This is a genomic window from Tunturiibacter lichenicola, from assembly GCF_051013355.1.
GTDB lineage: Bacteria > Acidobacteriota > Terriglobia > Terriglobales > Acidobacteriaceae > Edaphobacter > Edaphobacter lichenicola_F.
In genome coordinates this window covers 3011787-3035136 of record NZ_CP132944.1, presented here as the reverse complement: position 1 = coordinate 3035136, position 23350 = coordinate 3011787, and the positions used below count along the sequence as shown (strand labels likewise).

The 23350-nt window shown below is 55.6% G+C and carries 25 protein-coding genes; 19 read left to right on the top strand and 6 right to left on the bottom strand.

Features of this window, described 5'->3' with window-relative positions:
• Nucleotides 1–85: 85 nt before the first annotated feature.
• Both RBB82_RS12875 and RBB82_RS12870 read right to left on the bottom strand, forming a co-directional pair.
• Nucleotides 86–718 carry a response regulator gene (locus RBB82_RS12875; RefSeq protein ID WP_433970940.1) on the bottom strand — a complete coding sequence of 211 codons (633 nt, stop codon included), beginning with the start codon at nucleotides 716–718 and terminating at the stop codon, nucleotides 86–88.
• Nucleotides 702–3782 carry a sensor histidine kinase gene (locus RBB82_RS12870; RefSeq protein WP_433970938.1) on the bottom strand — a complete coding sequence of 1027 codons (3081 nt, stop codon included), beginning with the start codon at nucleotides 3780–3782 and terminating at the stop codon, nucleotides 702–704. The genes RBB82_RS12875 and RBB82_RS12870 overlap by 17 nt, the downstream gene beginning before the upstream one ends.
• Before the next feature lie 124 nt (nucleotides 3783–3906).
• On the opposite strand from RBB82_RS12870, the gene RBB82_RS12865 reads away from it, so the two are divergent.
• From RBB82_RS12865 to RBB82_RS12805, 13 genes are all read left to right on the top strand, one after another.
• The gene (locus RBB82_RS12865) at nucleotides 3907–4059 is read left to right on the top strand and encodes a hypothetical protein (protein WP_433970936.1); all 153 of its coding nucleotides are present in this window, start codon (nucleotides 3907–3909) and stop codon (nucleotides 4057–4059) included.
• Nucleotides 4060–4303: 244 nt separating this feature from the next.
• Nucleotides 4304–4669 (top strand): hypothetical protein, encoded by a 366-nt coding sequence (locus RBB82_RS12860; protein WP_433970934.1) that lies wholly within the window; start codon nucleotides 4304–4306, stop codon nucleotides 4667–4669.
• A gap of 558 nt (nucleotides 4670–5227) precedes the next feature.
• Nucleotides 5228–5632 carry a nuclear transport factor 2 family protein gene (locus RBB82_RS12855; protein WP_433970932.1) on the top strand — a complete coding sequence of 135 codons (405 nt, stop codon included), beginning with the start codon at nucleotides 5228–5230 and terminating at the stop codon, nucleotides 5630–5632.
• Nucleotides 5633–5744: 112 nt separating this feature from the next.
• Nucleotides 5745–6605: an itaconate degradation C-C-lyase RipC gene (ripC, locus tag RBB82_RS12850; RefSeq protein ID WP_433970931.1), complete on the top strand. Its 861-nt coding sequence runs from the start codon at nucleotides 5745–5747 to the stop codon at nucleotides 6603–6605.
• 55 nt (nucleotides 6606–6660) lie between these two features.
• Nucleotides 6661–7185: a (R)-specific enoyl-CoA hydratase RipB/Ich gene (gene ripB, locus RBB82_RS12845; RefSeq protein ID WP_433970929.1), complete on the top strand. Its 525-nt coding sequence runs from the start codon at nucleotides 6661–6663 to the stop codon at nucleotides 7183–7185.
• Nucleotides 7186–7246: 61 nt separating this feature from the next.
• On the top strand, nucleotides 7247–8572 hold the full coding sequence (locus RBB82_RS12840; RefSeq protein ID WP_433970928.1) for an acetyl-CoA hydrolase/transferase family protein: 1326 nt from the start codon (nucleotides 7247–7249) through the stop codon (nucleotides 8570–8572).
• A gap of 28 nt (nucleotides 8573–8600) precedes the next feature.
• Nucleotides 8601–9590, top strand: coding sequence for an AEC family transporter (locus tag RBB82_RS12835; RefSeq protein WP_433970927.1), 990 nt, complete (start codon nucleotides 8601–8603; stop codon nucleotides 9588–9590).
• Between the two features lie 40 nt (nucleotides 9591–9630).
• Nucleotides 9631–11028, top strand: a complete 1398-nt coding sequence (locus RBB82_RS12830; RefSeq protein WP_433970925.1) for an MmgE/PrpD family protein — start codon at nucleotides 9631–9633, stop codon at nucleotides 11026–11028.
• Nucleotides 11029–11122: 94 nt separating this feature from the next.
• Complete coding sequence (gene poxB / locus RBB82_RS12825; protein ID WP_433970924.1) at nucleotides 11123–12844, top strand: ubiquinone-dependent pyruvate dehydrogenase; 1722 nt, start codon at nucleotides 11123–11125, stop codon at nucleotides 12842–12844.
• Nucleotides 12845–13200: 356 nt separating this feature from the next.
• A complete protein-coding gene (locus tag RBB82_RS12820) occupies nucleotides 13201–13401 on the top strand; it encodes a YtcA family lipoprotein (protein ID WP_433970922.1) in 201 nt (66 codons plus the stop codon).
• A gap of 53 nt (nucleotides 13402–13454) precedes the next feature.
• Entirely contained in the window at nucleotides 13455–13961 is a 507-nt protein-coding gene (locus tag RBB82_RS12815) for a biotin/lipoyl-binding protein (protein WP_433970920.1), read from the top strand.
• A 47-nt stretch (nucleotides 13962–14008) separates the two neighbouring features.
• The gene (locus RBB82_RS12810) at nucleotides 14009–14296 is read left to right on the top strand and encodes a hypothetical protein (protein ID WP_433975464.1); all 288 of its coding nucleotides are present in this window, start codon (nucleotides 14009–14011) and stop codon (nucleotides 14294–14296) included.
• Entirely contained in the window at nucleotides 14211–14453 is a 243-nt protein-coding gene (locus RBB82_RS12805) for a helix-turn-helix domain-containing protein (RefSeq protein ID WP_433975373.1), read from the top strand. Before RBB82_RS12810 ends, RBB82_RS12805 begins: the two co-directional genes overlap by 86 nt.
• A 360-nt stretch (nucleotides 14454–14813) precedes the next feature.
• Here the strand turns inward: RBB82_RS12805 and RBB82_RS12800 are convergent, their stop codons facing one another.
• A complete protein-coding gene (locus RBB82_RS12800; RefSeq protein WP_433970918.1) occupies nucleotides 14814–15725 on the bottom strand; it encodes a LysR substrate-binding domain-containing protein in 912 nt (303 codons plus the stop codon).
• 124 nt (nucleotides 15726–15849) lie between these two features.
• Here RBB82_RS12800 and prpB point away from each other — a divergent pair, with 124 nt between their 5' ends.
• The 4 genes from prpB to RBB82_RS12780 all read left to right on the top strand — a co-directional run bounded on the left by prpB (nucleotide 15850) and on the right by RBB82_RS12780 (nucleotide 18953).
• Complete coding sequence (gene prpB / locus RBB82_RS12795) at nucleotides 15850–16914, top strand: methylisocitrate lyase (RefSeq protein ID WP_433970917.1); 1065 nt, start codon at nucleotides 15850–15852, stop codon at nucleotides 16912–16914.
• Between the two features lie 68 nt (nucleotides 16915–16982).
• A complete protein-coding gene (locus tag RBB82_RS12790; RefSeq protein WP_433970916.1) occupies nucleotides 16983–17558 on the top strand; it encodes a cysteine hydrolase family protein in 576 nt (191 codons plus the stop codon).
• A complete protein-coding gene (locus RBB82_RS12785; protein WP_433970914.1) occupies nucleotides 17555–18565 on the top strand; it encodes an FUSC family protein in 1011 nt (336 codons plus the stop codon). Before RBB82_RS12790 ends, RBB82_RS12785 begins: the two co-directional genes overlap by 4 nt.
• A 169-nt stretch (nucleotides 18566–18734) precedes the next feature.
• Nucleotides 18735–18953 carry a hypothetical protein gene (locus tag RBB82_RS12780; RefSeq protein ID WP_433970912.1) on the top strand — a complete coding sequence of 73 codons (219 nt, stop codon included), beginning with the start codon at nucleotides 18735–18737 and terminating at the stop codon, nucleotides 18951–18953.
• Between the two features lie 228 nt (nucleotides 18954–19181).
• Here RBB82_RS12780 and RBB82_RS12775 read toward each other — a convergent pair whose 3' ends face one another.
• Complete coding sequence (locus tag RBB82_RS12775) at nucleotides 19182–20042, bottom strand: SDR family NAD(P)-dependent oxidoreductase (protein WP_433970911.1); 861 nt, start codon at nucleotides 20040–20042, stop codon at nucleotides 19182–19184.
• 77 nt (nucleotides 20043–20119) lie between these two features.
• Nucleotides 20120–20692 carry a TetR/AcrR family transcriptional regulator gene (locus RBB82_RS12770; protein ID WP_433970910.1) on the bottom strand — a complete coding sequence of 191 codons (573 nt, stop codon included), beginning with the start codon at nucleotides 20690–20692 and terminating at the stop codon, nucleotides 20120–20122.
• A 111-nt stretch (nucleotides 20693–20803) separates the two neighbouring features.
• Between RBB82_RS12770 and RBB82_RS12765 the strand changes: the two genes are divergently transcribed.
• Together RBB82_RS12765 and RBB82_RS12760 are read left to right on the top strand one after the other, a co-directional pair.
• Nucleotides 20804–21178 (top strand): hypothetical protein, encoded by a 375-nt coding sequence (locus tag RBB82_RS12765; protein WP_433970909.1) that lies wholly within the window; start codon nucleotides 20804–20806, stop codon nucleotides 21176–21178.
• A 172-nt stretch (nucleotides 21179–21350) separates the two neighbouring features.
• On the top strand, nucleotides 21351–22058 hold the full coding sequence (locus RBB82_RS12760; RefSeq protein WP_433975372.1) for an IS6 family transposase: 708 nt from the start codon (nucleotides 21351–21353) through the stop codon (nucleotides 22056–22058).
• Nucleotides 22059–22717: 659 nt separating this feature from the next.
• On the opposite strand, the gene RBB82_RS12755 is transcribed toward RBB82_RS12760, so the two are convergent.
• On the bottom strand, nucleotides 22718–23323 hold the full coding sequence (locus RBB82_RS12755) for an outer membrane beta-barrel protein (RefSeq protein WP_433970907.1): 606 nt from the start codon (nucleotides 23321–23323) through the stop codon (nucleotides 22718–22720).
• Nucleotides 23324–23350: the final 27 nt, after the last annotated feature.

Below are 23350 nucleotides of genomic sequence, written 5' to 3'. Positions count from 1 at the left end.
TGTCAAACATCAACAGAGTAGTCCGCGTCAACGACGATTCGACACTCCAAATCTGGGGGGATAGCCGCCCCCTCTATCGTGGGGGTTACAAGTCAATGAATCCACGCTTCAGCGCGATTGTTACGGCGTGCGTTCGGTCGCTTGCGCCAAGTTTGGAAAGGATGTTCTTGACGTAGCCCTTGACTGTTTCCTCGGTAATCGAGAGATGATCGGCAATCAGCTTATTTGTATTCCCGCCGGCAATTAAGCGCAGCACATCGATTTCTCGTGTGGTCAGGGCATCATCGATCGCGTGGTCTGCGAGTTCAGCAGCGACCTCAGGAGGAATGCGCTTTTGACCGGCATGTACAGCGCGAATCGTCTCGAGGAGTTCCTTCCGCAAGAGGCCTTTTAACAAGAAGGCCCGCGCGCCGGCTTTGAGAGCGCGTAGAACCTTGACGTCTCCCTTGTAGGTTGTCAAGACAATGATCCGGGCGTCCGGAAATTCGCCGCAGATGGCGACCATCGCCTCAACACCGTCCATGTCTGGCATCTGCAGATCCATCAATGTGAGGTCTGGCCGGTGCTTTCGGAACTGCTCGAGTGCCTCACGTCCTGTAGAAGCCTCGGCGATCAACTTCATGTCCGGTTGACTACCGACCAGGGATGCAATGCCTTCAAGCAGCATCGGATGGTCGTCAACCGCGAGAATCCGGATTAAGCTAGGACCGGTGCTCATGATCTTGTTCCATTCTCTTCCTCTTACGGAAAGCGCGGAAACGCGTCTTGGTCGGGAATACCTCATAAGCGATCGACCCTGGAATGCTCAACTCTACCTCTGTGCCGGCTCCGAGTTCACTCCAGACCTCCAATTGCGCTCCGATCTGCCTAGCTCGTTCTCGGATTCCTGGCAAGCCCCAGTGCCCCGGACGTCCGCCGTGTTCAACGATACCTGGGTCGATGCCCTTTCCATCGTCGCGGAAGCGTAGACGAAGAGATTCGCCATAGGTGATTTCCGTTTCGATTTGCCGGGCCTGTGCGTGGCGGAAGGCATTTCCTAACGACTCCCGAGCAATGCGATATATCTCGCCTTGGAGAGTCGGACGCACAGTTCGCGGCGCGCCTTCTACAAGCATACGAAACGTTACTGAGCCCCTGTTGCCTGCCGCAAGCTCTTCATTCAAAGTAGTCATCAGCGCGATGATCGATTTCGCTAGGTCGTGACTTGCCAACGCGGGAGCACGTATGTGCGTTATAGCATCTCTTACTTCGCTGATTGCTTGATCCCCCCGATCGAGAGCGCTTTCGAGTGTCTTTTTCGCGTCCATTGGGCGTGCTGGAAGCATTTCGTCTACGGTTTGAAAGCGGAGCATCAATCCCTGGAAGCTTTGCAGTAGGGTATCGTGCAGTTCCCGCGCGATGCTCGTCCGCTCGTCGACTCGTGTTTCCAAAGTCATGTTGAACTGCCATCGTAGCTGTTGAAGACGGAGTTGATAGAGCGTCCACAGCAATAATACAAAACCTCCCACACACGAGGCGCGGAACCAGATCGTCTGGTACCAGGCCGGCGCGATCCTGAAGTCTAGGGTTGCTCCTGCTTCGTTCCAGACGCCGTCGTTGTTACAGGCGATCACGCGAAACTTATATTCTCCTGGCCCAAGATCGTTATAGAATGCCTGTCGCCGAGTCCCGGGCTCCTGCCATTCCGTATCGTGGCCCTCAAGTTTGTAGCGAAAGCGTACCTTCTGTGGCGCCATGAAGCTCAATGCTGTGTAGTCGATTTCCAAATCTCGAGTGATCGGCGGAAGACGAAGATGGCGTGCTACGACATAGGTCCTGCGATCTGCGATGATTTCTTCGATATGGACTGGCGGCGGAATGGGGTTCATTGACAGGTGGGTCGGGTCAACTACCTGCAATTCATATCCGTTGACGAACCATAACCGCCCATCGGGAGATCGCGCCGCCGCATCAAAAGCGGCCTGTCCTGGATGAACTCCGTCACGAGCATCCAGCATACGGAAATGCACGATGGCGTCAGGTTTTTGCCACCACTTCTGTATCTCCGCCTTCGGGACCTCAACTAGGCCACATTGCAAGTACAGCCAGAGATCTCCCTGATTGTCGGAAATAAGCGCATCGACTCCATCACAGGGAAGGCCGTTCCGGGCGGTGAGGGTTTGTTGAGTTCCGTTTCTCCACGCGATGACTCCAAAATGTGTAGCGCCCAATACAGCGTCATCGGAAGTCACGAGCAATTGATTTACTTCAGTATCGAAGCCGGGAACTCCGCTGTGCTTAAAGGGAAATATCTCGAGCTTGTCGTTTTTGTATCGGGCCAGATTGCCTTGAAGGAGACCCAACCAGATGCCGCCCCCCGGGGCAGGCGCAATCCTCCGAGCAGCAGGCATCTGAGGTGCCGGAAACCCTTTCTGGATCTTGAAGTCCTGAATGCGAAAAAGTGTCTTCGGCGCATCTCTGGTTTCGGCCCAGATATTGTGATCCACATCTTCGGTCATTCCAACAACGAACCCAATTGGCTTACCGTCAGGCCTGTCTATCCTACGGAACGTTCCGTTCTTATATATCGTCAAGAAATCATCGACACCCACCCATAGTTGACCGGCATGATCTTCCAGGAGCGACGTAACCTGATTCCCGGGCGCCCGATGCGCCTCAATGACGGGAGTTCGTTCCTGTCGGACTGCGACTAGCGATTGAGCAGTGCCTGACCATATCGTGCCAACGCGCGAGGCGAGAATCGAATCGACTTCCCCCGATGGGAGCCCCTCGCGGATTGTGTAGGTCGTGACAGGTAGATCGCTAAAACAGTCGAGGCCGTGGGGCGTGGCAACCCACATGTTGCCTTCACGATCCTCATACAGCCCCGTCTCACTCACAGAGTCACTGGACAGACCGTCTGAACTCCCAAAGTGATCCACACGCCGGCCGCGAATACGGTAGAGTCCTTGGCTTGCGGTACCGACCCACAACGTATTCTCCCGGTCTAACAACAATGCGGTAAGCGTCAATGAACTACTGTCGAAAAGCTGGGCAATAAACGGCTTCCATGCGCCATTTGTGAATTGTTGCAAGCCTGCGCCGTGCCCACCAGAAGTCATTCCGACCCACATCGAACCATCTCTTGCTAGAGCGAGATAAGCTATACCCGTCGCCCCCACCAGTCTCAGCCCCTGCTGAGCGTAAGTAGTGGATAAACCCGGGTTCCAGCGCTTGAGAGTTGCCCCGTAGCCAGTCCACAGAAATCCAGAACGATCTTCGACCAGCGGGATACCATTGTTCTTCCCGTAATAGCATTGCGTTTGTGTTCCGGTGACTTTACAAATCCCCCATGCGCTATCGATGGGTTGAATGTACGAGAACCAAATATCTCCATCGGCGCGCTGCATAATTGAAGCTACTCCTCCTGCCCGGTCAGGATATTGGATCAGTTTGCCATCGAGCAAATGGCTCAAGCCCGAGTCCGTTCCGATCCATAGGCTCCCATCGCGAGCGCCCAGGAGTGCGCTAATGTGGGATGACGACAACTCTTTCCCACTCGTCGGTTTCCATGGAACAAATCGGACGCCATCGAAACGCAAGAGGCCAGCCAGCGTTCCAATCCATAGATAACCATCGGTAGTCTGAGCAATTGCGGTTGGCACGCCGTTGAAAAATCCGTCCTGGATTCTCCAGGCGGCATGTGCATATTGGGTCACCTGCTTGCTGGGATCGACTGCGAGACATGACTCTCCAGTCATGAGCAACAGCAAGCAGAACGGAATTGATAACAGCTTATTCAACTTGCAGCCTCGGCAACGGACGTTCTCACCACTTCTTCAGTGGCATCGCGATCGGGTCCCCATCTGCCAAAGATAATCGCACGAACGGGAATACCGTCACATCTTGTTTCGCGGCGAGACACAAATGTCTATGAAATCAGATGTGCATCCCGCTCGGTTTCGACATAAAGTAGACGTCGGCCAGCGCACCATGCACGACGTGTTAGAGGTCGCCTTTGCGGAACTTACCTGCTTGACGGGCGCGTCGTCCACATACGCGTATCAACAGCTAGCCTGAGGTTCAGCGAGCCAGGCAACTGGCTGAGTCTTCGTCATTTTGCCGAAAACGCAGCACCAAGAATCGATGTCGTCCATTTTGCTTCAGTTGTTTACGAATGGCCCCCGCCATGCATATCCGGATACTGCAGGAACGTGGATTCGCGAATCCCTTACCGATGATGAGTTGATAAAGAGGAGCAAACTAATGACTTCTTCACCTTCCATCCGGATTACTCGCGCTTTCAATGGGATTGGCGTTGTCTATGCCGACCGCTTCGCCAGGCGGGGCCATGATCTCGTATCGGTATCCCGCGACCGCGCCCGAAAGGAATGGTCAACCAATGTTGAGGATTGAAAAGGAGTCGGACGGAGACACTACGAGCCTGCGGCTCAGTGGCCGAATTCAATCGGCCAATATCGGCAACATACGGGCTCAAATGGACGATCACAACGTTCACATACTCCTGGACTTGGGTGAGGTCACTCTTGTGGACGTTGAGGTTGTACGATTCTTGCGTGACTGCGAGGACGGGGGGATTGCATTGGTTCATTGTCCTCTTTATGTGCGCGAGTGGATTCTTCGCGAGCGGGCCGAAGGGGCACAGCCGCAGGTTTCGGATGACATCTGATTCGTTCGTGTCGTCCGGGCAATTGAACAAGGCAACGTCGTCCGCTCGTATGGAATCAACGCCGATATCGATTACCGGATACGCCGAGCAGAAACTGCAGGAAGATGAGCGGAATCTGCGCGATCACCGATGTTTATTCGCCAACCATCTTTGCCCTGGCGCGTGCGCATTTCCGGCCCGTCAGGCGCGGCTGCGAAAAACTTGGGATTCCCCGACAAACGGTTGAATCGACAATCAGACGTCTGTGAATCAACAAGTACAGTCTGAAACCTCAATCCTTCCAATGGGACGGCTCTCGTTTCCGACGAGCGGCTCCTGCCATCACATTCCCTTTTCGTCTGCCCAGACCAAGCGCCCTCGAAAGGTTAGTCCATCCGTTGCTGATTCAGTTTTTGATTTCAGCACGTTCTGCTGAGCGCTCGTCATTTTGCTGAGCGTGCAGCATGACTCTGATGATGACGCTGTCTCTTCTCAGCACCTTAGCAAATGGCAGGATACCTGCTTTATCTAATTGCGAAAGCGCAGAAGACTGATAGCAAACGACAAGGAGAGATTCAAATGGCAATTACATCAGACAGTGTTCGCGAGATCTTCAAGGGACTTGAGAACGGCGACGGCGCTGCGTTCTTCGAACGGGTAGCTGACGACGTCGACTGGACAGTGATGGGCACCCACCCCCTCGCCGGTCACTACCGTAGCAAGAAGGCTTTCACGGAGGGCACCTTCTCCAAGTTGAGCCAGGTTCTCCCACACGGCGCGCAGCTCCATGTGGAGGATTTGATCGTAAAAGACGACGAGGCGGTCGTTGAACTTCATTCTCTGGCGACGGCGACGAACGGCATGCGCTTCGACAATCGCTACTGCTGGGTAGTTTATTTCCGAGAGGGATTGATCGTGCGAGTTCGTGCCTACCTCGACTCGGCGATGGTCGCCCGGTTGTTCGAGGAGAATCCGATTGCATGATCGGCTGCGATGATCTCCCATTTCTGCCGCCTCCAATACCGACCAGACGGAATGACGGTCGACCGTTATTGATCGGCGTTGAGATCAGTTGAGAACGCTTGAAGGAGCCGTGATGACGCTTCCGAAGTTGCAACAATCGATTCTTTCGCTGAAGAGTTGGCTGTTCACACCAGCGACCAAATCTGACAGATTTGCCCGTGCAGCCGAGGCACACGCCGACGCCCTGATCGTTGATCTTGAAGACGCAGTGGCGCCTTCCGCAAAGAAAGAAGCGCGCGAGGCAGCACTTCGCTACCTTGCAGTGACTCCCGCAGACCATCTCCCTTGTGCGCTGAGAATTAATTCCCCGGACACGATGTTCGGGTTCGATGACCTGCAGGCTCTATTAAGCTCTCCGGCCGATCCTGATTATCTGATCTTACCGAAATGCGGATCGTCCGCTCTCATTGGCTTGGTAGGAAATCTGCTGCGAGAGTCGGGCAAGACGGCGCAGATTATTGCGCTTATCGAGAGCGCCAAGGGTGTGGGGGCTCTTGATGAGATAGTCCGAGGAGACGCCAAGCCAGCTGCCTTGCTCTTCGGCGCGGCGGACATGGCCGCGGATCTTGGGGCGGAAACTGCGTGGGAGCCCCTGCTTTGGGTACGGTCGCGCGTCGTTCAATCTGCTGCATCAACCGGGATGGCGCTCTTGGATTCGCCCTATTTCAATATTGGGGACACAGAAGGCCTCAAGCAGGAGACGAAAGCCTCGGAGAGTCTGGGATTTCACGGCAAATGTGCAATCCACCCGGCACAAATTGCAATCATCAATGAGGTCTTAACCCCGAGCGAACAACAAGTAGCCGAGGCACGCCAGATTCTTGTCGTGAACCAGAAGGGTGTAGGTTCTGTGGATCACCAGATGGTGGATGAAGCCGTTGCGCGCAAGGCGAGACTCGTCCTTGAACGAGCTGGAATCGCTGTTGAGAAATAAGTCTTGCCATCTGGAGCGGAAATTAACGAAAGAAACGCAACGAGAAGGAGAGGACATGGAGAAGACACTATCGGCATACCGGGAGCTAGGCCCGAAGCACTATCGCGAGACATCTGGCCTTTACTACGAGGATTTCGAAGTTGGGGACGTATTCGAGCACCGTCCGGGAAGGACGATCACAGATGTAGACAACATCTGGATGACGTTGCTGACCCTGAATGTGCAACCTGTCCATTTCGATGCCGCCTACGCCTCGCAGACAGAGTGGAAGAAGATGCTGGTGGACAGCACGTTCACCCTCGCACTCGTTACTGGCATGAGCGTCCGAACCATCAGTGCCAAGGTCGTTGCCAATCTGGGATGGGACAAGGTCAAGGCGACGCACCCGGTTTTCGCCGGTGACACACTGTACGCGGAATCGACGGTTTTATTCAAGCGCGAATCAAAGAGTCGCCCCACGCAAGGGATCGTGACGGTTTCCACACGCGGGCTGAATCAGGATGGCAAGGAAGTGATGAGCTTCGAGCGCACGATGCTGATTTACAAGCGGGATCATCAACCGGACTCCGCAAACTACTAAATCTCTCACAAGCCCGCGTTACGCACGAATCGTCAAAACGGATCGAATCCGAGGAAAAACCATGTTGGAACCCAAATCGCTTTATCGATCGAAGCTCACTACACCCGCAGACGCGGTCGCGATGATTGCCTCCGGAGCCACCCTGTCTATGGGCATGGCCATGACAGAGCCTCCAGCGTTACTCAAGGCATTGGCGGACCGTGCCGCCGCAGGCAAAGTCGATGATCTAAAGATTTATTACTTCGAGTCTACGCGTATCGCTGGCGAGACTATTCTGCGTTACGAGCTGGCCGACCGCATTCATCCCTATTGCATGTTCGTCACGGGAGTCGAGCGTGCACTGATCAAAAAAGGGATGCAGGACGGGGGCAACAAGACACTCACCTACGTTCCAAGCAACTTCCATCAGTCGCCCCGGCTCTTGATGGAACACATCGGCATCGACACCTTTCTCGTCACCGTGTCGCCCATGGATTGCCACGGGTACTTTACTTTCGGTACGGGGAATGACTACTCCAGCAAGGTAGCTCGTGCGGCCAAACACCTGATCGTGGAGGTGAACGATCAGATGCCGCGGGTCTATGGTTCTCTGGCACAACTACATGTGTCAGAAGTCGAGGTCATCGTCGAGAACAACGTACCGTTACTGGAGTTGCCCGTTCCTGACTCGTCACCTGAGGACGCCACGATTGGTAGGATCATCGCCGAGATGGTGCCGGATGGTGCATGCCTGCAGATGGGCGTCGGTGCGTTACCAAACATAGTCTGCTCGCAACTCAGTGGCCGGAAGGATCTCGGGATCCACACGGAAGCGCTCTGCCCTGGGATGATCGACCTGATCGAAGCCGGTGTGGTGACCAACCGGCGCAAGCGTCTCAACACGGGAAAGACCGTCTTCACCTTCGCAATAGGGCAAAAGGCTATGTATGACTTCCTAGACGACAACCCGTCCGTCGAGAGCCACCCGGTGGATTATGTCAATGACCCGTACGTCATCGCCCAAAACGATAACGTCATCTCGGTCAATGCCGCCTTGCAAGTCGACTTGACTGGAGCAGTCAACGCTGAACATCTGCTCGGTCATCAGTACAGCGCCACGGGAGGCCAACTCGACTTCGTGCGTGGCGCTTACGCTTCCCGCGGTGGCAAGTCGATCATCGCCTGCCATTCGACTGCGGCCAAAGGCAAGGTGTCGCGAATCGTGGCTCGATTGGATGGCCCGGTGACCACTCCACGCACCGACACGCAGTTCGTCGTCACAGAATTCGGTTGGACAGACCTCAAAGGTAAGTCATCGACAGAGCGCGCCAAAGCGTTGATCGCCCTGGCGCACCTCGAATTCCAAGGTGAGCTCACGGCGGCGGCCAAAGGCATGCACCTGATTTGAGAAGTTCAGGGCAACGGGGCCAACAGACATGCTAGATACCATTCTGAGTGCACTCCTTCCAATGGTCGTCACCTTCTCGCTCGGTTTCGTGGCGGCATGGCGACACGATTTTGGTTCAAAGGATGCCTCGACCCTGAATCGGATGGTGCTTCAATACGCAGTACCGCTGGCGCTTTTTGCCGGAACCGTCATGACGTCGCGCAAGGCACTCAGTCAGGACCTGCCGCTAGTGATTACCTTGTGCGTTGGCATCATTGGCTTCTACTGTGTGGTGTTTCTGTTTTCACGACTGTTTCTTCATATGAAAGTGAGCAATAGCGCGCTGGCCGCGCTGACGGCTTCCGCGCCAGCAGTGCCTTTCGTTGGCCCAGCCGTGCTCGGCGATCTATTAGGAGGGCTCAGCGCCATTCCGATCGCAATAGCCAGCCTGGTCATCAATCTCACGGTCGTGCCAATCACGATTCTGTTTCTCGCATTGGATTCGACAGGCAGAGACTCACAGAACAAAAATTCTGTTCTGCAGACAGGAATGGATTCGCTATCGACCCCTAAATCATACGTCTCGGTGTTCACTGGCAAACTCGTGGAAACCGTCAAAGAGCCGATCGTTTGGGCACCGGTCCTCGCTTTCGTTATCGTGTTGAGCGGCCTCCGCATTCCTCAACTCATCGTCCACTCGCTTACCCTGCTTGGCCACGCATCCGGAGGAGTCGCGCTCTTTGCCTGCGGGATCGTGCTTGCATCCGACAAGATCAAAGTCAACCGGTACGTTTTGCTCTTAGTATTCCTGAAAAACATCATTCAGCCCGCCCTGGTTCTGGGTGGTTTGCGATGGATGGGCTATGGCAATCCTGTAGTCAGTGAGGCCGTGCTGACTACGGCCATTCCAGCCATGCCTATTGTGCTCATGCTTGCTTTACAGTACCGCGTCGCACAGGAGGAGGCAGCATCCTCTGTGTTCCTCAGCGTAATGGGCTCGATCGTCACGATGGGAGTCTTCATCGCTTTAACGCACTAAACAAAATGACCTTAACAACTAGAAACGGAGAATCCAAATCATGACTCAAGTTGAAGCTCTCGCAAAATATGCTGCCCGCGCTTCCTTCGACGACCTTTCGGCCGAATCACGCAGGCAGTTACCAATCCACATTCTAGACTCGCTGGCTTGCTGCATCGCCGCACTGGGCGCCGCCCCGATCAAGGCTTGCCACGAGCAAGTCGCGGAGTTCGGGGGCACCAGCCCCTGCACGTTGATCGGCGGTGGGCAGGCGAACCCCATCTACGCAGCGTTCTGGCATACCGCACTCGTACGCTACGTCGATTTTATGGACAACTTCCTGGCTCAAACCGAAACCTGCCATACCGCGGATAATTTCGGCGTGGCGCTTACCATCGCCGACTACGTAGGCGGCAGTGGACGCGATTTGATGCTCGCGGTGGCATTGGGCTACACGGTGCAGTCACGTTTTGTTGATCACGCCAACTTCATGAGCAGCGGCTTCGACCACACCGCGCAACTGGCCTTCTCGCACAACGCCGCTGCCGGCCGGCTACTCGGTCTAAGCGAGCAGCGGATTGGACATGCGATCGCGATGGCCGCGGTCAGTGATGCGTCCTTCGCTGTCGTTCGGGCGAAGCCACTGTCGCAGTGGAAGGGTCTGGCCTCGGCGCAGTCGGCGCTCGGCGCCATGAACGCGTTGTTCCTCGCCCGTCGCGGAGTGCAGGGTCCTCTGCAAGTTATTGAGGGCCCCCTGGGCATCGATCACCTCCTGAGGATGAAGATCAACATCGACTGGGAGAAACAGGGGTACGAGGGCGTCGTGAGGAGCACCATCAAAAAGTACAACTCTATGATCCACACCCAGTCCGCGGTCCATTGCATGGTCGAACTTGCGAGCCGGAACAAAATTGATTTCGACAAGATTGTCTCGATCGAAGCAGAGGTGTTCCAACTCGCGTTTGACTTCGCAGGTGGCGGCCTCTATGGCGTGGACAAGGTGATCCGTACCAAGGAACAGGCGGATCACAGTCTGCCGTACTTGCTTGCGGTGGCCCTCCTTGACGGCGACGTGATGCCGGCGCAATTTGAGCCGGAACGCATCATCAAGCCCGACGTGCAGGCGTTACTAAAGAAGGTCTCGGTCCGGCCGAGCCATGAATACACGGAACTATACCCGGGGAAAATGCCCGTTAAGATCGCCATCACGTTACACGGCGGGAAAGTGATCGAACACAGTGTCCAGGACTACCCGGGTCTCGCTTCCCATCCATTCACCTGGGAGGATGCCGTCCAGAAGTACGACACGCTCGTTGCTGGTCGCATCAGCGAGGGGCTATCGCGTGAGATCAAGGATGCCGTACATTCGGTCGAAACCATCCAGGTCCGGGACCTGATGGAACTGCTCGGCGCCGTCAAGGTAGGCCACACGGCACTCGCGTCATCGAACACCGCCTGAGAAATCGCGCAGATCGAAGGCACGTTTGCAGTAACCGGGTAAATTGGGTGCGAAATCGTGGGCAAGCATCGATGGGAACTCAAGGAGTAGAGCAATGGCAAAGGTGGCAGAAGTACTGGTTCAGACGTTGATAAAAGCCGGTGTCAAGCGGGTCTATGGAGTCGCCGGCGATTCATTAAACGGCATGACGGATACGATCCGCAAGAGCGACAAGATTGAGTGGTTACACGTGCGCCATGAGGAAGTGGCCGCCTTTGCGGCAGGGGCCGAGGCACATCTCACGAACGAGATAGCTGTCTGTGCCGGCAGTTGTGGTCCTGGAAACCTCCACCTTATTAACGGGCTCTTTGATTGCCATCGCAGCCGAGTTCCTGTTCTTGCAATCGCGGCACAGATTCCGAGTCACGAGATCGGTGGTGGGTATTTTCAGGAGACCCATCCGGAACACTTGTTCAAGGACTGCAGCTATTACTGCGAACTGGTGTCACAGCCTGAGCAGATGCCGCGCATCCTGGCCATTGCCATGCAGACAGCCATCGCGAGACGCGGCGTAGCTGTTGTGGTGATCCCCGGAGATATCGCATTGCGTGAATGCCCTGCGCCGGCCATCTCTTTGGGAATTCTGGAATCGGCATCGACAATCCGTCCCTCGGAAGGCGAATTGCAGAAGGCGGCGGAGATTTTAAATAGAGCCAAGAAGATTACGATCCTCGGCGGAGCAGGATGCGAAGGGGCGCATGATGAGCTGGTCGCTGTTGCTCAGCGTCTGAAAGCGCCCATTGTGCATGCGATGCGCGGAAAGGAGTTCATCGAGTATGACAATCCATTAGATGTAGGAATGACAGGACTCCTCGGATTTTCCTCCGGCTACCACGCCATGATGAACTGCGATGCCCTGCTCATGCTCGGCACTGATTTTCCCTATCGCCAGTTTTATCCAACAAAAGCAGCAATTATTCAGGTTGACATCCGGGGCGAGCAGATCGGGCGACGCACACCTGTCAGCCTTGGGTTGATCGGCAAGGTCAAGGACACCCTGGAAGCGCTCATTCCTCTGCTCGAAGAGAATATCGATACGTCTTATCTGGATAAATGCATCAGCCATTATCGCCAGGCACGCCGGGGACTGGACGGTCTCGCGATGGGAGAGCCTGGACGAACTCCGATTCATCCGCAGTACGTCGCTAAGATCGTTGACGAAATTGCCAGCGAGGACGCAGTCTTCACTTGCGATGTGGGCACGCCGACGATCTGGGCCGCTCGTTATCTGCGAATGAACGGCAAACGAAGGCTTCTCGGTTCTTTGATTCACGGCTCGATGGCAAATGCCCTGCCGCAGGCGATCGGCGCACAGGCGGCATATCCCGGCCGGCAAGTGATCAGCCTTTCTGGCGATGGTGGGTTGGCGATGCTGCTCGGAGACATATTGACCCTCAAGCAATTGAATCTTCCAGTGAAGCTGGTGGTATTCAACAACAGCACACTGGGTTTCGTAGAGCTTGAAATGAAGGCCGCCGGCCTTATTGACTATGGCACAAGCCTCGTGAATCCCAATTTCGCGAAGCTGGCCGAGTCGGCAGACATACTTGGCGTCCGTGTGGAATTGCCGGAGGATTTGACACCGGCTCTCGAACGCGCCTTTGCACATAACGGACCGGCTCTGGTTGAGGTGATCGTGAACCGGCAGGAACTCTCGATGCCTCCCACGATCAGTGCGGAGCAGGCATTGGGTTTCGGCCTTTATATGATCCGCGCCGTGATGAACGGTCGAGGAGACGAGATCATCGACCTCGCCAGAACGAATTTCTTTCGTTGAGAGAGGAAGATAGGGAGTTTTCCAAAATATGCGTGCGAGCACAGAAAGTCTGGGAGATGAAAACACAAGGAGTACTCCCAACGAAGGGGAGCAGAGTGTGGAGCATCGTGTGTGCCTGCACTCTACTCCCGTTCAACACCTATGCGCAGCGTGCGCCCTCGGTTCCTGACCGTCCGTGGGAGAGTGGTCGTGCGGAAAATGTAGGGGTGCTTAACTCCCTCGCCGCGTTTGCCTACAGCACTGGAGACTTACTAAAGACCACTGCCAGGAGACCGGCACCGTGAGAGACCACTCTCTTCATATGAAAAACGCACGCAGGCAAAGGTTTCCGAAAACTGCATCGGCCTGCGGTTTGGATGATGCTTCTGTCTCAGTCGCTAGCGAGCGGCTGCCGCCGGGCTCCGTCGATCGGCATCTACGGCTCTTATTTTCCCGGATGGCTCATTTGCCTTGCATTGGGCATTGCGCTCACCGTGGCGGCACATCTTGTGCTCAGACAGCTGGACTATGGGCTGCATCTGGGTCACTCGGCCTCGTGTTCATCTCACTTTCGATAACACTCACATGCCTGTTGTGGTTAATTCTCTTCTACTAGGAAGGCCGGCGCGTTATGGACGACTCAAATGATCGGCAACCTGAGACGTATCTGTTGGGCCGAATCGTCTCGATTATTGTCATTGCGAGCGCAGTCCTCAGCCTCGCCCTGGTTATCTGGCTGACGGCGATCCACCCCCGTACAGACGACGCGACCGTTTTAGCAAACTTCATCGGAATCGCGCCCGTCGTGGAAGGTCCTGTTGTTCGTTTAGCTGTGCAAGACAATCAATTCGTCCACAAGGGCGAGCTGCTGTATGAGATCGATGATCTGCCTTATCGCTATGCTCTCCAGCAGGCGCTTTCGGAGCAGGCCGCTCTCGAAGGGAATATCCGTGATCAGTCGCGTCAGATTGCCGGTCAAACGAGTGCGGTCGTTGCCAGCAGGCTGCGCAGAATGCTTCGGAAGCCGCAATGCACCGTGCCGCAGCGCAGATCGACGAGGCGACAGCCGATGTGGTACATGCGGAAGCCGCGGTCAGACAGGCGCAGGCGGAATACGACGACGCAGCAAGCAACCTGAAGCGTATCGAGCCCTTGCTGACCAGAAAATTTGTAACTGCAGACCAAGTGGACCAACTGCGCTCGAACACAGAGGCGCGCGCCGAGCAACTTCGTCAAGCACAGGCACAGCTTGGGCTCAAACAGGCTTCCCTTAAAGCTGCGGTTGCGGCACAGGTTCAATCTGTTGCGCAGGTCGGAGAAAATCAAGCGCAGGTCGAGCAGCGCGGCCATGAAGTCAGAATTCTCGATCCCCTCACTTTGCAACGCGATGCTCGGGCCGCAGCGGTGGAACTCGCAAAGTACAACCTCGATCACTGTCGCGTCTACGCGCCTTTCGACGCTGGCCGATCGTGACGTAGAGATGATCGAAGCTGCACTGGCTGACTGTCATGGACGCATTTCCGGACCTTCAGGCGCGGCTGCCAAACTGGGGATTCCGCGACAAACGCTTGAATCGAAAATCAGACGCTTGGGAATCAGCAAGTACGGTCTGAAACTTCAATCCTCCTAATTGGGGCGGCCGTCGCTTCGGATACATTTGCGCAGACTTATCTTCTCGTTTCTAGCTTTTTCCTTGCAGCCGGACGGCGGACCATACATATACGTCCACATGGATCACGTCCATATATCCAATCATCCGCACAGACCTCTAAGCCCAAAACCTCCCCGCAGGCGGCGCGTTGAGAGTGTTGGCGACTTGGTACCAAGTGAAAATGCGGCGACGTGTTTTTCCTCTTTATGTCTGCTGCGATCTACTTTGGAAGGCAGTTGGCCTGTCTACTCTGCAACCATCTCTTCATTCTCGTGCCAGAACAAAATCAGGCATATGCTGCATTGTCTCAAGCAGTGGCGAACAAGAACCATGAACACACTATCCGATTTTGAGTGAGCTTCGGATGAATTTCTTCTTGCTGCGCATGAAATCAAGAAAGGATTTGTGCGTTTCTCCTTCGCGATTCGGAGACCACGCCATGACCAAATCGATGCCGCCCCCCGGATCGATGAGCGGGCAGAAGGAGAGATCGTGGAACCGGCTATGTTGAAGACCGGAAGGCAGCAGCGTTATGCCTTCGCCTGCCTCCACCAAGGTAAGCACGCTGGAAACAAGATTCGATGTTTGAACAATGTTCGGCGAAAAACCCGCCTGTGCACAGAGTGAAGTGATCTTATCGAAGAAGGTGGACGCGATGTTTCTGTCGCATACCACGAAGCGTTCGTTGGCCAGATCATGAAGCCGCAGCGGTCCGCTCGCCAACCGGTGATCTACGGGAAGTACGGCCACCACCGGGTCCGTATACAACAGTTCGGAGCGGAGCTGGGAATCGTAAGGAGGCTCAAGCGGCCGCGTGAAGCCGATGTCAATCGAACCGTTGAGCAAAGCCTCCGGCTGCGCTCGCGAGAGCATTTCCATCAGCGAGAGCTGCACACCCGGGTGGAGTTGACGAAAGCCGCGGATGATTCCCGGAAAGAATGCGCCGGTTCCCCAAATCAAAAAGCCAATCGTGAGCGATCCGGTCTCGCCTCGTGCCGTCCGTTGCGCGATGTCGACCGCGCGATCCGCAGCTGCGACCACCTTGCGCGATTCCTCCAGAAACCTCTCACCCGCGCTCGTCAGAGATACTTGCGACTGCGTGCGATTGAGTAGCTTCACGCCGATCTCTTGCTCCAGATCACGAATCTGCGCACTGATAGAGGATTGTGAAGTATGGAGCGCGCGGGCGGCGCGATTAAATCCATTCCAGTCTGCTACGGCACAGAAGTAGCGGAGATGCCGCAGTTCCATATCCTGACTCCTATCGAGAAAAGCGAACGCTGCGTTCGAAACAAAGCGTGCTTCGAATGGACAAAATCCTACTCTATCTATTTGTAAGCTCCGCTTGAGGCTGCCGCAGAAAAGAGGAATCCGCATGAATAACAGGGAAATAACTGATGGAGTAACTATTAATAGGCCACACCAATCAAAAACATTTACCGGTCTTGATTTCATCCATGCCATCGTCCACCCGGAGGGCAAGGTTTCGCACACCGCTGATCCTGCCGCAGAGCGCGGCGTCATCGAGAAGGCGAATCACGCTCTGGCGACCGCGCATGAAAGGTCCGCCGGAGCCAGTTTGCGGGCCGCCGTGAGCGCAGAGCGGCCACTACAGATGATCGGCGCCATCAATGCCTATCACGCCCGCATGGCGGAACGAGTTGGTTATCGCGCCCTTTATCTTTCGGGCGGCGGAGTGGCGGCGGGTTCGCTCGGAGTACCGGACCTTGGCATCTCGGGGCTAGAAGACGTGTTGGTGGACGTTCGGCGCATTACAGGTGTGTGCACGCTCCCGCTGCTGGTAGATATTGATACCGGCTTCGGGGGCGCCCTCAATATCGCACGATCCATACGTTCACTGATTTGCGCAGGTGCTGCGGGGTGTCACATTGAAGATCAGGTGCAGGCCAAGCGCTGCGGTCACAGGCCAGGCAAGGCGATCGTTCCGAGCGAAGAGATGGTTGACCGCATCAAGGCCGCCGTCGATGCAAGGACAGACGCCGATTTCGTTCTCATGGCGCGCACCGACGCCTTGGCCAATGAAGGCTTGAGTGCAGCTCTCGACCGCGCGGCTGCATACGTGGAGGCTGGCGCGGATATGGTCTTCCCTGAAGCCGGAACGGAATTAAGCCAATATAAGGCATTCGCCGACCGCTCTCATGTTCCAATCCTCGCTAACATCACCGAATTCGGATCAACGCCGTTGTTCTCTCTCGACGAACTGCGCAGTGTGGACGTAGCCATCGCGCTGTATCCTCTGTCGGCATTTCGGGCGATGAACGCCGCAGCTTTGAAGGTTTATAAGTCCATACGACAGGACGGCACGCAAAAGAACGTGCTCGATACAATGCAGACCCGCGCTGAGTTGTATGACTACCTTGGTTATTACGCATTCGAGCGAAAGCTGGATGAATTGTTCGCTCAGGAGAAGGGGAAGTAGTGGGAGCAGAGCCAGCAGTGAGGTTCGGACCTAAAAGTCCGTGGTCAAACAATCTGAAAGGAACAGAGATGGCAACAGCATTTATTGGTCTAGATTTCATCAATGACATCGTTCATCCGGAGGGCAAGATCTCGCACACTGCTGACCTTGCCGCAGAGCGTGGCGTCATCGAGAAGGTGAATCACGCTCTGGCAACTGCGCGTGAAAAGGGATGGTTAACAATTCTGGTGAAAGTTGGCTTTGCCAAAGGCTATACAGATCAGCCAAAGCAATCGCCGTTCTTTGGACGTCTCCACGAGATTGGAGCGCTCGAGGCGGAATCTTCAGGTATGGACTTTCACCCGGAGCTCAAGGCAGAGCTTGCGGATCTGGTGATTGTCAAACCGCGCATCAGCGCCTTTTACGGCACACAACTGGATGCAGCTCTACGGGCGCGCAAGGTTAACCGGCTGATTATCGCGGGAGTGAGCACGGCATGGGCGGTGCAGAGCACAGTGCGCGACGCGCACGACCGCGATTACGAGGTATATGTGTTGGAAGACGCCTGCGCCGCTGGGAACGAACCGGTGCATCAATCCTCCATGGAGTTGCTGGGCTCGATCGCCAGGGTGATCCGGGTGGAGGATCTGGTGGGGATTTCGTGATCTCTGCCTGGGGTGACGCGATCGATCTCGATCACGTCGCAGCGACACGTGCCGTGATCGTGCTCACGCCACTCGTTCTGCTGGCCATGATCATGGGGGATGACATCTGGTTGCGCGCGGCTCTGGTCACCATCTCGACCTTTATCGCCATGGAGCGCTCCGGGCTGGCGCCGCTCGGAACGCTGCTGCATGGAGCAGCGATCATCGTCTCCTATCTGGCGCTGCTGGCAACACAGACCGCCGAGCCCTTGTTCGTCGCGGGCTGCGCTATGCTTGCGGCGGCCTCTATCCTCTTTAGCGGATGGGATGCGAGGTTGCGATCGCTTGGCAATTTCACCTTTATTCCGGCTCTCTACCTTGCGTGCGAGACTGAGGAGTGGCGAGGGCCGGGCAATCAACTGCATCGCGGAATTCACTTTCTTCCCGCCATGATGTTGGCCATCCTTCCGGTTCTGGTGATGTCAGCATTGGAGCACCGGAACACTCGTCCGTTGCATGTCAGCCGGCTTCGACATTTCAGAGCGGTGTTGTGCTGGGCTGAGCGGAATGAGTCCATACCGTATATCGAGGCGCTGGTGGCGACGGCGCTGGCGGTTGGCCTGGTCGCGCACACGGTGATGGTGTGGCGGCTGGATCAAGGGCAATGGATGATCTGGTCAGCCGCGAGTGTGATTACCGGCGACCTCACCAGCGGACGCCAAAAGCTGCGGGACAGGACGGTCGGTGCGCTCGTGGGTGTTCCGGCCGGAATTGGGACAGGAATTTTCCTTCCGCACAGCACCTTTGCATACGACCTCGCCTTGTTGGTCGCCGTGCTGACATTGGTCGCGGTGCGCCCGTATGTGCTCGCCTTCGGTCTGCGTTGTACGTGCGTCGCGCTTGCCTTGATGTTTGCAGGCCACTCCTCCGGGATGGCCGCAGAGCGGGCTTCGCACGTCATCCTCGGGGGACTGGTCGGATTTACTGTCATGTACGCAGTGCGGGTTGTGGCAGTGCAAATAAGGTGAGCGGCGCTGGGTTTTGAGGTGTAAGCGCGTGCGTCGCGGCAACCCTTGAAGAAAGCAAATCAGGTCATACCTGAGAGGCGATCGCTGCGCTGGAGAATATTAGGAACCCTCTCGGCCCCTACACCGCCTTTTCAATACGAGCTGAATTGCGCGATCTCTGGAGACGCTAATGGGTTGGCTCAGCACGTCCCGGCTCTTCACAAATCGGAACGACGTTGAGGGGGCGTTGCGGAGCGTAAGCGTTCTACCTTCCGTTGGTCCCAATCAACTACTGGACGCCGCCTCCAACATTCCAGTGGCCTTCTCGCTCGGGTCGGCATCCCCGGCAATCACGCTGCAGATTCTCCACCGTGTCGACCCGCAGGCAAGACGTGAAAAACCATGGTGACCTTCAATGATCTCAACGGCAGCTTTCCCTTTCACACGGCCCACTATGAGAGAGAGCACCCGATTGTCGTTGGTGAAACATTGCAGGTCGATACCCCAAAGGGAAAACGCTCAGTCGAGGTTCTCGAAATTACCAAGAACGAGGTTGTACCTTACGGGAATTACGTGTGACATCTATCGATAGAATGCTGGCGTGCCACGGATCTCCACAGCCACGCCAGCGCCAATTTCAGAACTTCAAATCGGGCAACCCTTTTACATCCTCCGCGTCGGTTGAGACGCTGATGTTGTGCCATGCCTTGGCGTCGGATTCCCGCTTTTCCTCGGCAAATCGGGCATACTGCACGGCATCGCTGCCGAGCAAGAGGTGTGCAGGGAGCTGCTCCTTAGAGGTTAGTTGCAGAATGACTTGTGCGACCTTTGCTGGAGCGCTCATCTCATGCCCCCAGTGCCCCTGCAACATCTTGATAAACGTGCCTACAGAGGCCTCATAGTCGGGTAAAAGATCCGGTATGCCAGCGGTTGCCCGCTTGCCCCAGTTGGTCCGTATTCCCCCTGGCTCGAGTGCGCACACCTTAACGCCGAAGGGCGCCAGCTCTGGGGCAACGGCTTCGGTGAAGCCGCCTACAGCCCATTTTGCCGCGTGATAGGCTGCGTTTCCAGGAACCCCCAACCTGCCGCCGACGGAAGAGATCTGAAGGATGCAACCACTCCTCTGCTTCCGCATGACCGGGATCGCCGCTCGCGTCATATAGACGACGCCGAAGAAGTTCGTGTCGACTAAAGCGCGAAAGCTCTCTGAACTGAGCTGCTCAAAAGGGGCAACATCTCCGTAGCCCGCATTATTGACGACAACATCCAGCCGTCCGAAGACCTCAAGAGCCTTTTCGACCGCGGCCTTTGCCGCTGCTTCATCTGCCACATCGAGGGGCGCGGTATGCACCTGCTCGCCATATCGCTCCACCAAATCGTTCAACCGGTGTGGATCCCGAGCCGTCGCCAGGAGGCGATCGCCCGAAGCAAGAACTGCCTCCGCGATATCGCGACCCAAACCACTTGCACTACCTGTTACCAACCATACTTTGGACATCAGAACCTCCGTTCTGCCTATTGGATGCAGCATAGCGGAGTGAATACTCATTAATCTAATGGGAAATTCCTGCCTGGCTACTTTTTGCCTGCCGCGCTCCAAAAGGCCTCGAAACCTGCGCTTCGGTAGTGCTCCGCTTTGGCTGGATTGGCCACCATGGACGCCATGGTCGTCTCAGCCATCGCGAGCAGCAGGTCCGACGCAAAAGCTGCAGGTAGACCGCTCAATTTGCCCTGCGCGACAAACTGCTGCATGGCTTCGGTAGCGTCTTCGAAGCCCGCCTGCCCCTCCCGTCTGCTTTGGTCGGTGATGCGCTCAGAAACGGTAAGCTGCATCATCGCCTTACGCTTCGCCGGCGACTCCATACCCCAGGTGACGTAGGCGTTCCAGATATGTTGTACTCGCTTCCGGAGTGAGCCGGTCAAGGGAAAGCCCGCAATCATAGCGCTTCGCATGTCTAGTTTTAGCTCGCGGTAGAGCTCGTTGAGCAGCGTATCCTTATCCGGGAAGTACCGGAACAGCGATCCCTCCGCAACGGCCGCAGCCTTCGCAACATTAGCAGTGGACGCGCCAATGCCATCTTCAGCAATCGTCTTGGTGGCTGCACGGAGGATGGCAGCACGCTTGTCTCCAGTCTTCGGTCGCGGCATGACTGCCTATAGTGTATGCAGTTCCAGAAATTTTACCGAGACTATTGGGAGCCTAAGGTAGGGTCGATCTGTTGGAGGCTCGCGAAGTCTGAGGATCTGCATCGCCAGCTTATGGTGAGACCTGACCGGCTCAGTGATATCCTGTGCCATCGCGAACAACGTCATGTTGGGCAGCAGCTGACACTCGCCTACGACCGCAAGCAACTCATCCTCGACCGCAGTGCCGTGTCCGAAGAACTAGGCGGCCAGTGCGTGGATCTCTATGACTTCGCGGATGGAAGACTGGAGGTCCGCTGGAACGGACAGGTTCTTCCCTACCGCGTCTTCGATAAAGATCGGCGAGTAAACCATACGGCCATCGTTGAGAACAAGCGCCTCGGTCATGCACTCCCGTTCATCAAGGCCCAGCAGGATCTGAAGTATATTCCGAAAGTGAAGACTAACAGTGAGAAGAGGAGTTTCTCAGATGTCAGAAGTGCTTGCTAATTTGCAATGGAGGGAACACACGCGAGCCGGTTCAATCAGGCTGGTACACCACCGAGAGGTTTCGCTATTACTGGTTCACTGTGCGCATGCACCCCAAAGCGGCTCTGGTGCAAATAGAGGCGTACTGCCGGTACAGTGGTCCTTAGGAAGTTGAGGATGGACTTTGGGCAAGCTGAGGAACATCGAGGAGTTGTTTGCAGGGCGGCACTTTGATCGCGAAGTCATCATACTGTGCGTGCGCTGGTACCTACGCTATAAACTCAGCTTTCGTGATCTGGTCGAGATGATATCCGAACGCGGGTTACAGGTCGCCCATACGACGATTCTGCGTTGGGTCCGCAGGTATGCGCCAGAGTTCATCAAACGCTGGAATCGCTTTGGCAGGCCCACTGGTCGCTCCTGGCGAGTCGATGAGACCTATATCAAGATACGCGGCGAGTGGACCTATCTCTATCGAGCGGTGGACAAGGCTGGGCAGACTGTTGATTTCCGGCTCAGCAGTAGACGGGATGTGGCGGCCGCGAAGGCTTTCTTCCTCAAGGCGATCCGACACGAGGGCCGGCCGCCGCACACGATCACCTTGGACGGCTACGCAGCCTCGCACCGCGCAGTACGCGAGATGCGAGAGGACGGACTGCTATCCAGGCGCACGAAGCTGCGATCTTCCAAATATCTCAACAACCTTATCGAACAGGACCATCGTGGGATCAAGTTCAGAATCAGACCGATGCTTGGCTTCAAAAATTACAAATCCGCCGCCATCACCATAGCCGGCATTGAACTGCTCCGTCGTATTCACAAGAACCAGTTTGCCCTGAACCGGCTGCGGCTCAAAGGCCAAGCCGCGCCTACGATCTGGAATGCAGTGCTGGCTGGGTAAGCGTCAGGAGCACCGCTCCGCGCCGACCAGCTGATCCGCGGTCGCTATTTGCACCGGAACCGCCGAGCTCACGGAGGCAGAGGAACTGCTCGGCTTTAGGTACAACGCCTCCGCTTAAGGGAACAGCTAGCGCCGTCGGTCTGACGTAAATCGGGACTTTCCCTAATGAGAATTTGCAAGAGATTTGCAAGAACGTTTGGGCATTCTGGAACTTTTCGCTCTTTCTGCCCCTAGTAGAATCTGCAAGTTACAGATTCTACTAGTAGAAAGAGAGACCGATCCCGTCTCTGGCCACCACTTTAGGATCAAATTACTAATATGTAGTTTGGCAGCCCGCAAGAGGCGAATGCATACTCTTTGGGTATGCCCACCCGACTTGACTGCCAGAAGCTGGCCTCGTGACGTACAACCAGTTCACCTTCCCGGATGCTGCTTTGATCTATCGACCGCAATCATCAGAGTTCCCGGTAAATATTATGTGGTCGACGCGGAAAACTTGCGAAATAGCGAATTGCTGTCACAGAAAACTCCAAGTTCCCGGAAAGCAATGGTCTCGAGACCAGATTCAAGGACATCCATCCCGGTCGCGACAGACTTTAAATCTGACAAATTAACGCCCACATACACCCATCAACTACCTCAGCGGGGCAACCTAGACCTCAATGAAATTGATACGCAACGCCAATACTCAGAATGCCTGGGGTTAGACCACTCGGTGGGAAGCCGAACCATCGCTGAAACTCGTACTCCCCTCTGACGTTCATGAAGCGTAACAAGCGATAGTCCGCTCCAACACCGCCAGCTACCAGGTTGTATGCCAGATTTGCTGCTGCGCCACCCTGTGGATCGCCAAATACGGGAGGATAGTTGAACACTCCGCGACCATACATGAGCTTGGCATAAGGAGCGAACCGACCATAGCGACGAACATATCGAGGTCCAATCTCATAAGTGCGTTCGTAGATGGCCGTCGTTGGATTTGAGTCGTTGATTTGATGAAACTCTCCCTCGATTCCGAAGTGATATTGAAAGTCAAAGGTTGTATAGAAACCACCGCCTTTGATCTTTTGCGGGACATAGTCAGAGTCTGCAATGTTAAACATACCGCCTACCTGCAGAATTCCGGCGGCAGTTGCTGTAGGAACCGCCTGGGCATGAAGGCGAGTTCCTAAAAGGCCGACGAGACAGGTCAAGAGCAGGATCTTTATCCGCATCAAGATACCGTCTACGACCTTTGTTTTTGTTGTGACCTTATGTTTCATCATGCTGATGGTCTTTCCTGAAGCTGCGGC